16 protein-coding genes are annotated in these 12,962 nt (G+C 60.0%); 5 read left to right on the top strand and 11 right to left on the bottom strand.

Annotation, left to right across the window (positions count from 1 at the left end):
- Window positions 1-71 precede the first annotated feature (71 nt).
- Window positions 72-569 carry a CAP domain-containing protein gene (locus BLX89_RS18065; protein ID WP_075292357.1) on the bottom strand — a complete coding sequence of 166 codons (498 nt, stop codon included), beginning with the start codon at window positions 567-569 and terminating at the stop codon, window positions 72-74.
- Window position 570: 1 nt separating this feature from the next.
- Window positions 571-837, bottom strand: a complete 267-nt coding sequence (locus BLX89_RS18060; RefSeq protein WP_075292356.1) for a DUF6460 domain-containing protein — start codon at window positions 835-837, stop codon at window positions 571-573.
- Window positions 838-983: 146 nt separating this feature from the next.
- Between BLX89_RS18060 and BLX89_RS18055 the strand changes: the two genes are divergently transcribed.
- Both BLX89_RS18055 and BLX89_RS18050 read left to right on the top strand, forming a co-directional pair.
- Window positions 984-1,949, top strand: a complete 966-nt coding sequence (locus BLX89_RS18055; RefSeq protein WP_075292355.1) for a class I SAM-dependent DNA methyltransferase — start codon at window positions 984-986, stop codon at window positions 1,947-1,949.
- 208 nt (window positions 1,950-2,157) lie between these two features.
- Entirely contained in the window at window positions 2,158-2,793 is a 636-nt protein-coding gene (locus tag BLX89_RS18050; RefSeq protein WP_075292354.1) for a YitT family protein, read from the top strand.
- A gap of 12 nt (window positions 2,794-2,805) precedes the next feature.
- On the opposite strand, the gene BLX89_RS18045 is transcribed toward BLX89_RS18050, so the two are convergent.
- Window positions 2,806-3,267 carry a carboxymuconolactone decarboxylase family protein gene (locus BLX89_RS18045; protein WP_075292568.1) on the bottom strand — a complete coding sequence of 154 codons (462 nt, stop codon included), beginning with the start codon at window positions 3,265-3,267 and terminating at the stop codon, window positions 2,806-2,808.
- 20 nt (window positions 3,268-3,287) lie between these two features.
- Window positions 3,288-3,788 (bottom strand): Rrf2 family transcriptional regulator, encoded by a 501-nt coding sequence (locus tag BLX89_RS18040; protein ID WP_075292353.1) that lies wholly within the window; start codon window positions 3,786-3,788, stop codon window positions 3,288-3,290.
- Between the two features lie 129 nt (window positions 3,789-3,917).
- Between BLX89_RS18040 and BLX89_RS18035 the strand changes: the two genes are divergently transcribed.
- Window positions 3,918-4,553 carry a YitT family protein gene (locus BLX89_RS18035; protein WP_075292352.1) on the top strand — a complete coding sequence of 212 codons (636 nt, stop codon included), beginning with the start codon at window positions 3,918-3,920 and terminating at the stop codon, window positions 4,551-4,553.
- Here the strand turns inward: BLX89_RS18035 and BLX89_RS18030 are convergent, their stop codons facing one another.
- The gene (locus BLX89_RS18030; protein ID WP_075292351.1) at window positions 4,554-5,963 is read right to left on the bottom strand and encodes an adenylate/guanylate cyclase domain-containing protein; all 1,410 of its coding nucleotides are present in this window, start codon (window positions 5,961-5,963) and stop codon (window positions 4,554-4,556) included. It lies immediately after the preceding gene.
- A gap of 102 nt (window positions 5,964-6,065) precedes the next feature.
- Here BLX89_RS18030 and BLX89_RS18025 point away from each other — a divergent pair, with 102 nt between their 5' ends.
- The gene (locus tag BLX89_RS18025) at window positions 6,066-8,594 is read left to right on the top strand and encodes a ligase-associated DNA damage response DEXH box helicase (protein ID WP_075292350.1); all 2,529 of its coding nucleotides are present in this window, start codon (window positions 6,066-6,068) and stop codon (window positions 8,592-8,594) included.
- A 25-nt stretch (window positions 8,595-8,619) separates the two neighbouring features.
- Window positions 8,620-9,345 (top strand): ligase-associated DNA damage response endonuclease PdeM, encoded by a 726-nt coding sequence (gene pdeM, locus BLX89_RS18020; protein ID WP_075292349.1) that lies wholly within the window; start codon window positions 8,620-8,622, stop codon window positions 9,343-9,345.
- 4 nt (window positions 9,346-9,349) lie between these two features.
- On the opposite strand, the gene BLX89_RS18015 is transcribed toward pdeM, so the two are convergent.
- From BLX89_RS18015 to BLX89_RS17990, 6 genes are all read right to left on the bottom strand, one after another.
- Window positions 9,350-9,784, bottom strand: coding sequence for a type II toxin-antitoxin system VapC family toxin (locus BLX89_RS18015; protein WP_075292348.1), 435 nt, complete (start codon window positions 9,782-9,784; stop codon window positions 9,350-9,352).
- A complete protein-coding gene (locus BLX89_RS18010; RefSeq protein ID WP_075292347.1) occupies window positions 9,781-10,032 on the bottom strand; it encodes a type II toxin-antitoxin system Phd/YefM family antitoxin in 252 nt (83 codons plus the stop codon). Before BLX89_RS18010 ends, BLX89_RS18015 begins: the two co-directional genes overlap by 4 nt.
- 78 nt (window positions 10,033-10,110) lie before the next feature.
- Window positions 10,111-10,683: a dihydrofolate reductase family protein gene (locus tag BLX89_RS18005; RefSeq protein WP_075292346.1), complete on the bottom strand. Its 573-nt coding sequence runs from the start codon at window positions 10,681-10,683 to the stop codon at window positions 10,111-10,113.
- A 175-nt stretch (window positions 10,684-10,858) separates the two neighbouring features.
- Window positions 10,859-11,095 (bottom strand): Lrp/AsnC ligand binding domain-containing protein, encoded by a 237-nt coding sequence (locus tag BLX89_RS18000; protein WP_075292345.1) that lies wholly within the window; start codon window positions 11,093-11,095, stop codon window positions 10,859-10,861.
- Between the two features lie 60 nt (window positions 11,096-11,155).
- A complete protein-coding gene (locus tag BLX89_RS17995) occupies window positions 11,156-11,944 on the bottom strand; it encodes a TIGR02186 family protein (RefSeq protein ID WP_075292344.1) in 789 nt (262 codons plus the stop codon).
- Window positions 11,944-12,870, bottom strand: a complete 927-nt coding sequence (locus BLX89_RS17990; RefSeq protein WP_075292567.1) for a sulfite exporter TauE/SafE family protein — start codon at window positions 12,868-12,870, stop codon at window positions 11,944-11,946. The genes BLX89_RS17995 and BLX89_RS17990 overlap by 1 nt, the downstream gene beginning before the upstream one ends.
- Window positions 12,871-12,962 lie beyond the last annotated feature (92 nt).

Below are 12,962 nucleotides of genomic sequence, written 5' to 3'. Positions count from 1 at the left end.
CGTGAGCACCGGAAGCGCTGGAAAGCACCATTTGCAGACCGGCATGGGCTGAATATCGGTTGGTCTGAGAATCAGCCGGCGGACAATACCATGGCCCAATACGGCCTGTTTCCGGAAGCGGGATTTCTGACCACGGCAACACCCAGGCCGCGATAGCTGCTGCCCAACATGTTTTCCAAATGTTTCGGCGAGCGGTACCAGGCTTGATACGCGCCTTCCGCATCGTCCTGGCCAGCCGCGATGTTTTCCGCTGCAGGCAAGGCAACGCCCTGCCCCTTCATGCGATCGAAAAAGCTGTCGCCCATGCCGATCAGGTGGCTCATCTTGCCGGCCTTCGCCATGCGGCTTGCCTGCGAGAGTGCGGCAGCCGCTGCCGCCGGATCGTTCGAAAGCGGCGGCAAGCCCTTTTCCTTGCGCAGGGCATTGACGTATCCGAGCGTCGCTTCGGTCTGGTCGCCGCCATTGCCGGAGGGCTTTTCAGGCTTGGTGCTCATGCAGCCGGCAAGAGTTGCAAGCGAGAGAATGACGCCAGCCTTGAGGACGTGGCGCCGGGAGGCACGGTTCTGCATCTTAACGTCTGTAGCTGAACAAGCGGATGATGATGAAGGCGGGGATGACCACCGCCGCACCGATCAGCAGATAATCGCCGACACGCCCAAGGGCGGCAAAGCCGGAGCGCCAGAGATCGACCACGAAATCCCGGACACCATAGATCAGGTCATAGGGCGTGAAGCCGAGCACCGACATGATGAAGCCGACGACGATCGAAACGACGAGCAACTTGATAATCACCCGGCCGGGCGAATCGCCCAGAATTCTGTTGAGGCCATCGGCCATCTGGAAGTCTCCTGTTTGCATTTCCCATAAGCTGCCGCGCGGCGCGGGGCAAGACACGAGAGTTGGCGAGGGGCTTGTCGAAAACATCCCGCTTGCCATTTAACCCATGGAGAGCCAGAAGCGATTGAACGCCAGAGGCAACTTCCATGAACCTTCACCAGCTTTCCTCCGGCGACCTGATCGCCGACCGCCGCGCCGAATATGCCCACATGCTTGCCGAGACCGGCGACCATGCCGATGCCGCCGACCTGATGCGCCAAGCGCTGGAGCTTGTGCCCGACTGGGCGGCCGGCTGGTTCCGGCTCGCTGACTATGAGGAGAAATCCGGCGGGAGAGAGGCAGCAGTCGCGGCATTGAAGCGGGTGATGGTGCTCAATCCGGACGATATCTTTGGCGCTGGGCTGAAACTAGCGCTGCTTGGCGGCGCGGAGACGCCCGAACAGCCGCCAAGTTCCTATGTCGAGCGGCTTTTCGACGACTATGCCGACCGCTTCGATGCGGCGCTCGTCGAGCGGCTCAACTACACCGTACCGCAGAAACTTGCCGCTCTGATTGCCGACCATGCCGGCGGGACCCGGTTTTCTCACACGATCGATCTTGGCTGCGGCACCGGTCTGTTCGGCGCAGAAATCCGGAATGCCACCTCCTATCTCGAAGGCGTCGATCTTTCCGCCAACATGCTGGCCAAGGCAGAAACCAAGAAGCTATACGATTGGCTGGGGCAAGCAGACCTGTCGCTGTCTCCAGAATCCTCCGGACTTTTCGCGAACGACCGTGGAGAGGGCCGGGCTGATCTGGTCAGCGCAGCCGATGTGCTGATGTATCTCGGCAATCTCGAAGGTGTTTTCGAGATCGTGGGCCGCCTGCTTTCCGAAAGCGGCTTGTTTGCCTTTTCGGTCGAGGATCTTAAGGCCGATTCGAGCCTTGAGAAAGCATCCGGATCGGATTTCGCCTTGCGCCCTTCCCTGCGCTACGCCCACAGCGAGGCTTATATTCGCCGGCTCGCCGAGGCCAAAGGCTTCACGCTCAGGGATATCAGGCGCACGGCCATTCGCGATGATGGCGGAAAGCCGGTCTTCGGCATTCTGTTTCTTGCGGCAAAAGGCCAATAAGACGCATGAATATTGCTATCTTTAAATAGGTCAGCATTGCTTACATATTTTACTTGATTGCATCAGCGAAAAGCCTGAAAATCCTGGCATTCGTACAAGGGCGTACACCGGCTCAGCCGGCAAGACCCTGCGATTTTATCATTCAAATTTCCCAGCCGGCACGTCGCCGGAACAGGTTCTTTCGACTGTTGCATCAGGAGATCGCGCAATGACCCAGCTTATGAGTGCCCTCGGCTTCTGGAACACCACCGCGACCCGCCACACGACAGTCGAGGATGTGCAGGGCATTTTCTCGGGCAGCCTCATTGCGGCGCTCGGCCTTTACGTGCTGGCAAGCGCCGGACTGCTGACCGGCAGCACCGCCGGTGTCGCCTTCCTACTGCACTACGCCTTCGGCGTAAATTTCGGCCTCGCCTTCTTCCTGCTCAACCTGCCCTTCTTCTATCTCTCCTGGAAGCGGCTGGGCATGGCATTCACGGTGAAGACTTTCATTGCGATCGGCATCACCTCGCTGCTCACCAATGTTCAGACCGATGTCTTCAAGATCGCATCGGTGCATCCGGCTTGGGCGGCGCTGCTGGGCGGCCTGCTCTTGGGCTTTGGCCTTCTGGCGCTCTATCGCCACCGTGCCAGCCTCGGCGGCGTCGGCATTCTCGGCATCTACCTGCAGGAGCGTTTCGGTATCCGCGCCGGCCTCGTGCAGCTCGGCATCGACCTTTGTGTTCTGGCCGCCGCCTTCTTTGTCACCACGCCTCCGGTGGTGTTCTATTCGGTGCTCGGCGCGGTCGTGCTGAACCTCTTCGTGGCCATCAACCACCGCGCCGATCGTTATATCGCGTTGTGATCCCCGAAAGGATCAAGCGGCCTTGGCCGGCTTGTCGATCGGGTGCTGCGAACGGAAGCCGACGGCGAGCCGGTTCCAGACATTGATGGCGCCGATTGCGACCGTGATGTCTGTCATTTCCTTTTCGGAAAAATGCTCCTTGAGCGTCGCATAGGCTTCATCCGGTGCCGCGGTTTGGGCGATGTTGGTGACGGCATCCACCCAGCCCAGCAGCGCCCGTTCGCGGGCGTCATACACCGGGCTTTCCCGCCACACGCACATCAGGTTGATCCACTGCTCGCTCAGGCCGTCATGGCGCGATTCCTTGACGTGCATGTCGACGCAATAGGCGCAGCCATTGATCTGCGATGCCCGCAGCTTGATGAGATGAATGAAGCGGCGCTCCAGACCGCTGTTCTGGACAAAGTCTTCCAGGACCATAACGGCTTTGTAGGCGGCAGGTGATGCTTTTACGAAGTTCATACGGGCTTGCATGGTCTTGCTCCTGTTGCGGCTCATCGAGCCTGTTTGCGTTCATGAAGTTCAAGGAAAGCGCAGCTTCTGGCGGCAATCGATCCATCATCGAGGGCCGCCAGCTGGACGCCGAGGTCCGCAACGCTGGTCTTGGCGAGTTCCGCCCTGTAAGCGCGCTCCGCCTTCAACATCGCTGACGCGATGTTGCACGGCTTGGCAAACAGGTGGGACCCGACCGGATTGGGACCCCGCTGGCGGATTTCGTTGCAGCGAAAGGCCGGGGCCGGCCCTTCGACGGCAAGGACGATATCGAGAAGCGAAATGTCTTCCGGAGCCTTGGCCAGCTTGTAGCCGCCCTTCGGACCCGGCACGGTCGCAAGAATGCCGGCGCCCGAAAGTGCCTGCAGATGCTTCAGCAGGTAGCTGGTCGAGACACCGTGAAACTCTGCGATCGCAGCCGCCGACAGCACGCCGTCATCACTCAGACCCGATAGCATCGCGACGCTGTGAATGGCCTGCTCTACGCCGTCACCGAGTTTCATGACCACCTCCCTTAATCATGGACATTTTTTATCTATGATTATGATCTCTGTCAAGAGGCCCAAAATTTCGGGGTTGCGCTTCTATCGGCACCGGATAGAAGGGCGGGGAATTTCAGCAAGGAGAGATACATGGCCGACCGCAGCGCCTTTGCCCGCGTGTGGAGTTCCACCGCCGATCGCCATTCGGTGATGGATGATGCGCAGGGCGTCATCGCCGGCAGCATGCTGGCCGTGCTGGGCATTTCGCTGCTTTCGAATGCCGGACTGCTGACGGGCGGAACGCCGGGTATCGCTTTTCTGCTGCATTATGCGACGGGCTTGAGCTTCGGCATCTGCTTCTTCATCGTCAATCTGCCGTTCTACTATCTCGCCTTCCGCCGCATGGGTCCGCTCTTCACCCTGAAGACTTTTGCGGCCGTCGCGATCACCTCGATGCTATCGGAGCAGCTGCCCGGGCATCTCGGTCTCAATGGGGTCGATCCGCTGGTCGGGGCGCTGTTTGGCGGGTTGGTAATCGGCGCGGGGTTGCTGGCGCTGTTTCGCCATCGCGCCAGCCTCGGCGGCGTCGGCATTCTCGCGCTTTATGTTCAGGATCGTTTCGGCTGGCGCGCGGGCCTTGTGCAGCTCTGCTTCGACGGCATGATCCTCGCCTGCTCGTTCTTCCTGGCGAGCCCTTACATCATCCTCTGCTCGATCATCGGTGCCATCGTGTTGAACCTGACGCTGGCCATCAACCACCGCAAGGATCGCTATATCGCGATGTGATCAGGGGATCGCAAAGACCCTGACCTCATCGGCGATGCCGCGAAGCGCAACGCTCTGCGACATCGGGTTGAGGCCACGGCCTGCGAGAAAGCTGGCGACACCGGGATCATCCAGTACCGCGCCCGTCGCGAAGATTTCACGGGATGTGGCCAGATGCTGGACCCGCGAAGCGATATTCACCGTCTGGCCGAAATAGTCCTGCCGTTCGTTGAGGCTGACGGCGATGCACGGGCCTTCGTGAATGCCGATCTTCAGGAGAAGATCTTCGCTGCCGCGTTCGTCGTTGAGGACGCGCATCGCCTCGCGCATGCGCATGGCAGCCGCAAGTGCGCCGGACGGTGCGGGGAAAGTGGCCATGACCGCATCGCCGATTGTCTTCACCACGGCACCGGCCTGGGCCCCCACGATTTCTCGCAGGATGGAAAAGTGCGTTTTGACCAGATCAAACGCCGCGAGGTCGCCTACACGCTCGTAAAGTTCCGTCGAGCCCCTGAGATCGGTGAAGAGAAAGGTGAGGCTGGTGATCTTCAGCCGCTGGTCCACCTCGATCGTGTTGGTCCGGAAGATATCGCGAAAAGTCTGGTTGGAGAGCAGGCGCTTGGCCGTCAGGAACGGTCGGCGGCGACTGAGCAGATCGTGCAAGGCTTCGTTGGCAATGCAGACGGACGGCAGGGTGCGGACCTGCGTGTGGTTTTCAACCGAGATACGGATGGGGCCGGGCTGGAGCTCGAGGATTTCGCTATGACGAAAGCCACGGTCGAACACCATGGAGAGATTTTGCCGTTCGCGCGTGGGCGAGCCTTTGACGTCAATGAACTGGGCGGCATGGGTTACCGGCTCGAAGACGATGACAAACTCTGCCGGTAGCTGCAGCGAAATGACGGCCTTTTCGCCGGGCGGTAGCTCAAGCGCCTCCAGCACGAACTCATCGACCTTTTCTTCAAAACCCTCATCGGGAAGATCGACGCCTGATCCCCAATAAATCTGCCGGAAATATTCAACGGGTGGCAGCAGCTCGGGATTATGACCCGCGATACGCCGGACCCGCGGGCTGATGGTGAAGGTCACCTCGACCATCTCGTCCAGCGTCGGCTCATAACCGGCCGCGCAGAGCGCGCAGGTGTAGCTATCGCTCTGGACCGTGCGCAACGAGGTATTGGCATCGAGCACGCCGCCGCAGCCGGGGCAGAGCACATTCCACGACAGTTCGAAAAGGCCGAGATTGGAGGCGTGCAGGAAGGCGTTGATCGCCTGCTCCTCGTCCAACCCCTCCTTCGCGGCAAAGGCGAGAACATTGACGCGACAGAGCTTGCGGTCCGGAGCATCCCTGACGAACCGCTCGATAACATCGACGACAGCAGGCTCTGCGATCTGGCGCAGCACCGCAAACATGGATTGGGCTTCGCTCATGGCCGCATCCTACACCCAACCGGCTGCAAGAGCATCGGAAATTTGAGGCGCGAAAGCGATACCGCCCTTCAATTCCGCGCGGTTTGATCTACATTTGTTCGCGTGAACCAGATCGATCCCGCAAGGGCCGCGCAGTCGCCCATCGCCCTCCCCGCTCCCTTCCTGCGCTGGTTCGCGGAAAAGGGCTGGCGTCCGCGCGCCCACCAGCTCGATCTTCTTTCGCGGGTTCAGGGCGGCGAGAGCATGTTGCTGATTGCTCCGACCGGAGCCGGCAAGACGCTGGCCGGCTTCCTGCCTTCCCTCGTTTCGCTGACGGAGCGCGGCAAGATCCCGCCCGGATCGGCCTTCTCCGGCATCCACACGCTCTATATCTCGCCGCTCAAGGCGCTGGCCGTCGATATCGAGCGCAACCTGATGAAGCCGGTGACCGAAATGGGCCTGCCGGTGCGCATCGAAAACCGCACGGGCGACACGCCGCAGGCCAAGCGCCAGCGGCAGAAACTTAATCCGCCGGATATCCTGCTGACGACGCCGGAACAGCTTGCGCTTCTGCTGGCGAATGGCGAGGCAGAGCGTTTCTTCAAGGATTTGAAATACGTCGTCTTCGACGAGTTGCATTCGCTCGTCACCTCCAAACGCGGGCACCTGCTGTCGCTTGGGCTGTCACGATTGAGGCGGCTTGCACCCTCGATGCAGACGATCGGCCTTTCCGCCACCGTCGCCGATCCCATGGATCTGCAACGCTGGCTGGTGGCACAGGTGCCGGACGAAGACCGCCATGCCGGCCTGATCACCGTCACCGGCGGCGCCAAGCCCGAAATCAGCATTTTGAGAACCGAGGAGCGCGTGCCGTGGTCCGGCCATCAGGCCGCCTATGCCATGCCGGCGGTCTATGAGGCGATCCGCGATACCAAAACCACCCTGCTCTTCGTCAACACCCGCAGCCAGGCGGAGCGACTGTTTCAGGAACTCTGGACCATCAACGACGACAACCTGCCGATCGCCCTGCATCACGGCTCGCTCGATGTCGGCCAGCGGCGGCGGGTGGAAGCGGCGATGGCAGAAAACAAGCTGCGCGCCGTCGTCGCGACATCGACGCTCGATCTCGGCATCGACTGGGGCGATGTCGATATGGTCATCCATGTCGGAGCGCCGAAGGGAGCGAGCCGGCTTGCCCAGCGCATCGGCCGCGCCAATCACCGCATGGATGAGCCGAGCCGGGCCATCCTCGTGCCGGCCAATCGCTTCGAGGTGATGGAATGCCAGGCGGCGCTCGACGCCAATTATCTCGGCGCGCAGGACACGCCGCCGGTCGGGCGCGGCGCGCTCGATGTGCTCGCCCAGCATGTGCTCGGCATGGCCTGCGCCGCGCCTTTCGATCCGCTGGAGCTTTACGCCGAGATCATCAGCGCCTCGCCCTATGCCGATCTTTCCTGGGAAACCTTCGAGCGTATCGTCGATTTCGTCGCGACCGGCGGCTATGCGCTGCGCACCTATGAACGCTACGCCAAGATCCGCAAGACCGCCGACGGGCTCTGGCGTGTGTCCAATCCGCAGATCGCCCAGCAATACCGGCTGAACATCGGCACGATCATCGAGTCGCCGATGCTCAATGTCCGCATGGTCAAGCGAAACGCGCGCGGCAGTATCGGACGCGGCGGCATGTCGCTCGGCAAGGTCGAGGAGTATTTTCTCGAAATGCTGTCGCCGGGGGATACGTTTCTGTTTTCCGGCAAGGTGCTGCGGTTTGAGGGTATTCGCGAGAACGAATGTCTGGTGAGCCAGGGCTATACGCTCGACCCGAAAGTGCCTTCCTATGCCGGCGGCAAATTTCCGCTTTCCACCTATCTCGCCGCGCAGGTGAGAAAAATGCTGGCAGACCCGAACCACCATGCGACCCTGCCCGAACAGGTGCGCGATTGGCTTTCGCTTCAAAAAGACTTTTCCCGACTGCCGAAGGAAGACGAACTGCTGATCGAGACCTTCCCGCACGGCAAACGGCATTTCATGGTGTCCTATGCCTTCGAGGGGCGGCTGGCGCACCAGACGCTCGGCATGCTGCTCACGCGTCGCCTCGACCGGGCGGGACTGAAACCTCTCGGCTTCGTCGCGACCGACTATTCGCTTGCCATCTGGGGGCTGGAAGACATGGGTGTCGCCTTCAAGAAGGGAAAACCGTCGCTCGGCGCGCTCTTCGATGAGGATATGCTGGGGGACGATCTCGAGGCATGGCTGAATGAAAGCTTCCTTCTGAAGCGTACGTTTCGCAATTGTGCTGTCATTGCCGGGCTCATCGAACAGCGGCATCCGGGCAAGGAGAAGTCGGGACGGCAGGTCACGGTTTCGGCCGATCTCATTTACGACGTATTGCGCAGCCATGAGCCGGATCACATCCTGCTTGAAGCCACGCGCAACGACGCGGCAACGGGGCTTTTGGATATCGGCCGGCTTGGCGATATGCTGATGCGAATCAAAAGCCACATCCGCCACCAGCAACTGGACCGGGTTTCACCGCTGGCCGTGCCGATCATGCTGGAAATCGGCAGAGAGACCGTTGCCGGTGAAGCCCAGGATATTCTCCTGGCGGAGGCGGCGGACGAACTGATGAACGAGATCAAGGCCGGCCACTGAGCCGCTGAAACGACGACTGGACGACATGCATCGCCTCGCCTTCGCAACCAGGACAGCAAGCGCTTATCCGGCTCTGTCAGAACGGATCGAGATCAACGGAACCGCCGGTTTCTGCGACCCGCTGGGCGGATTGCACCTGCCCGATCTCGGCGTACTCGTCGTGTCCGATCTGCACCTGGAAAAAGGGTCTGCCTTCGCCCGTCGCGGCATGATGCTGCCGCCCTACGATACGCTGGCGACGCTGCGCATTCTCGAAGCGATCATCACAAGACACGATCCGAAAATCGTCATCAGCCTCGGCGACAACTTTCACGATCGACGGGGCTCCAGCCTGATGCCACCGCAGTTTCGCGAGATGATCGAAACTATGGCGCGCGGTCGCGAATGGATCTGGATCAACGGCAACCACGATCCCGACGGCGCGATGACCCTGCCCGGCACCTCCATGGACGTGCTGCGCCTCGCCAACCTCGTCTTCCGCCACGAACCCTCTGTGGACAATCCCCAGGGCGAAATTGCCGGCCACCTGCATCCGGCCGCAACGGTCGTGCGTCGTGAAAAACGGGTGCGTCGCGCCTGTTTCGCCACGGATGGCTTGCGAATGATCATGCCCGCCTTCGGCGTAACCACCGGCGGCCTAGACCTGCGCCACAAGGCGCTGACCGGCCTCTTCGACCGCCCCCGCCTCGTCGCCCACATGCTGGGGCGTGACCGAATTTATTCGGTGCCGTTTGGGAACCTGGTGGGGTGAAATTTTAAAGTGGACGCTCGAAAGCCACACCAAGCTTTTCGAAGTGACGGATATTATCCGTAACGACGGTGTGCCCATGCACTCGGGCAGTCGCGGCGATGATCACATCGGCCAATCCCGGACTACGACCACGACCCGCCGCGTCGTCCTCGATGGTCCCGACCTGAAGGGCAACAACCGTATCCATCGGCAGGATACGATCTTCAAATGTCGATAGAATGCCTTCCAGCCATTGGCGCAAACGTTCAGTTCTTGCGTTTGCTCCCTGACGTTCAAGCTTGCGAATTCCCTTTTCGATTTCCGCGATGGTCATCGCGGAAACAAAAAGCAAATCGCTTGCACCCTTTTCACGCACCCAATGACGCAGCTCAGGAGAAACGTCCGGACGCCCCGGTGCAAAGCGGGAAAGAGCGCTGGTATCGAGAAGATAGCCGCTCATAGATCGACATCACGCATTCCGGACGAATTGCGCTCGAACTCGATACCGCCGGGAAATTCCATCAGATAGTCGCCGAAATTCGGTCGCGTTTTTCCCAAGACTTTCCGCGCAGCTTCTGCAGCTTCAATACTGACGATAGCTGCAACTGGCTTGCCGTGCCGCGTGATTGTTACAAACTCACCTTTCGTGGCTTCATCCACCAGATTGGAGAAGTCGGCCTTTGCATCCCTTACGCCCACTGTCGACATCGCACACCTATTGTAGTCACTAGTGACCACAATAAACGAACGACCGCAAAATTCAAGAAATCGTCTGGTCAGACACACTCAAGCCGCCGGTTTCGGTTCACCCACGCCATACCGCAGAATCACCGCCCCATTTGCCAACGGTCGAGCCTCCAGCAAAGTCATTGGCTTCCGCTGGCTGGATGGCTTGAAGTGGGGATTGCCGCCGCCGAGCACGACGGGCACGAGGCAGAGCCGGATTTCGTCGATCAGGCCGGCGTCCATCAAGCTTTTCACCAGCTCGGCGCTACCGAAGACGAAGATCGACTGTCCTGGCTCTTGTTTGAGTTTGATCAGTTCGGCCACCGGATCGCTGACGACGCGCGTATTGTTCCAGCTTGCCTCCGTCAGGCTGCGGGAGACGCAGATTTTGGCGATGCTGTTCATCCGCGTCTTGATCTCGCCTTCCTCTTCCGTCGTCGTCCAGTATGCCGCCATACCGTCGTAGGTCTTGCGGCCGAAGACGAGAAGATCACCCTCGCGGTAGAGCTGATCGCGGCTCAGCTGCTCGAGATCGCTGCCCCAGGCAAACGTGTGAAACCCGAGATCCCAAGGCTTGGAACCCTCGAAATATCCGTCGAGCGTCATGAGATTCCAGACGATGAGCTTGCGCATGACTTCTCCTCCGCGTCTTGCAGCAAAACTGATTTCATTTTGCAATCAGTCGATCATAGCAAAACGTTTCTGGAACGCAACCGGCCAGCGACAGGGCACGCGGCGATCATGCCGAAGCCGGAAAGCTGCAGCAATGCGAGTGCAAGACGGAGGAAAGAGAAAGCCTGGACGCCGGTCAGAAGGCGTTGAAGGTCAGCGTCGTCAGCGAGCGGTTGATGCCCGGCACGGTGGCGATGTTGTCGTTGATGAACTTGCCGATATCCTGATCTTCGCTCACATAGATCTTGATCATCAGGTCGTAATCGCCGCTGGTGGAATACATCTCCGAGACGATTTCCTTGCGGTAGATCTCGTCGGCAACCTCATAGGTCTTGCCCGGCGCGCACTGCAGCTGAACGAAAATCGGCTTCATGGATCAATCTCCTGATGTTTCCGTGGCAATAGCCTGTTTTCCTGCCGATCGCAAAGCCGATCAGTCGCGGCGGAAGACGATGCTGGCCAGCCAACCGGTGATAACCGCAAGCAGCACAGCGACAATGCCATAGAGAAACGGCGATTCATGGGCCGCGCGGGTCAGCGCCTGCTCGAGACCTGTCTTGACGACACGCAGCGGCAGGGCCTTGGCAGCGACAAAAAGACCATCACGGAAAAGATAGGCGCGCACCACATGCACCCCGTTCGGCACATCGGCCGGCAGACGTACCGATGCCTTGAACAGGCTGGAACTGATGAACTGAACGCCGCCGGGATCGCGCTGGTAGACGCCCGTCGCCTCACGCAGCCGGCGGAAGGCATCGCGAAACTCGCCGACGCGCGAACCATCGCCGATGTAACCGACCGGATTCAGCGGCATATGGTTCACACCGATACCCATATTGTTCATGTACTGTGGTGGCGCGATCGTTTCGATGTCGCGCGTCGAGGACAGCGAATAGGACTCAGGCACGAGTTCGAACGTCATCGAGCTCGTGTTGATCCAGATGCCGAAAACGCGCTCCTTCTTGCGCACGGTCGAATTTTCCTTCGGCCCCTCAAGCGCCACCACGATGTTGTACTTGCCCTGGGCCAGCAAGGTCGTATCGAAACCGTCGATCGCACCGAAGATGGTGATATCTGCGCCGCGGAAATCCGAGGTGATGGCGATTTCGTCGGTGGAAATGCCGATTTCGAGCTTTTCGGTGAAGTCCTGCGGCTCGGCCTGCGCCCGTGCGAAGGCGGCAAGGAAAAGCATGCAGCAGAGTAAGGAGGCGAACGCGCGCATCAGAAGCCGAGCCCCGCAGACACGACCGAATAGACTTCCTTTGGGGGAATGATCAGCTCGATGGCAAGACGGAGACCAACGGCCAGAACGAGCAGCGCAAGAAGTGCTCGCAACTGTTCGCCGCGCAACCGCTGGCCAACGCGAACGCCGTATTGCGCACCGATCACGCCGGCTACCATCAGCACAAAGGCGAGTACGATATCGACCGTGTAGTTCGCGGTCGCCTGGACGATGACCGTATAGGCCGAAACGAAAATGATCTGGAACAGCGATGTTCCGACGACGACGTTGGTGGGGATGCGCAGCAGATAGATCATGGCCGGCACCATGATGAACCCACCGCCGACGCCCATGACCGAAGTCAGAATGCCGATACAGAAGCCGAGGGCGGCAACGGGTATGACGCTGAGATAGATTTTCGATTTCTTGAAACGCATCTTCAGCGGCAGGCGGTGCACCCAGTTGTGGTTGCCGGGCCGCTTCAGCGTCACCTGTTCGTTACGGGCGGCGCGGCGAAGGGCGTTGATGCTTTCCCAGAGCATCAAGGAGCCGACCGTGCCAAGCAGCAACACATATGCCAGCGAAATGACGAGATCGAGCTGACCAATGCGGCGCAACAGCGCAAACAGCCATATGCCGAGGGTCGCTCCCGCGAGACCTCCGCAGAGAAGAACCGTGCCGAGCTTGATATCGATCGTACCGCGGCGAAAATGGGTGATCGCACCGGAGATCGAGGAAGCAACCACCTGATTGGCACCGGTGGCGACGGCGACGACGGGCGGAATGTTGTAGAAGATCAGCAGCGGCGTAATCAGAAACCCGCCACCGACGCCAAACATGCCGGACAAAAAGCCCACAGCCGCGCCCATGCCGAGGATGATCAGGATATTGACCGACAATTCCGCAATGGGCAGGTAGATCGTCACAACGCAGACCTCGAAAAGCAGATACGTCGTCGCCTGCACGAATACGTGCCCGCGAAACCGCATCCAAATTCATTATGCCCCGACAGGGCTCA

Source organism: Pararhizobium arenae, from assembly GCF_001931685.1.
In the GTDB taxonomy this organism is placed as follows: Bacteria; Pseudomonadota; Alphaproteobacteria; order Rhizobiales; family Rhizobiaceae; genus Pararhizobium; species Pararhizobium arenae.
Note: the sequence above shows the minus strand (reverse complement) of the source record. Positions and strands in the feature narration are given on the sequence as shown.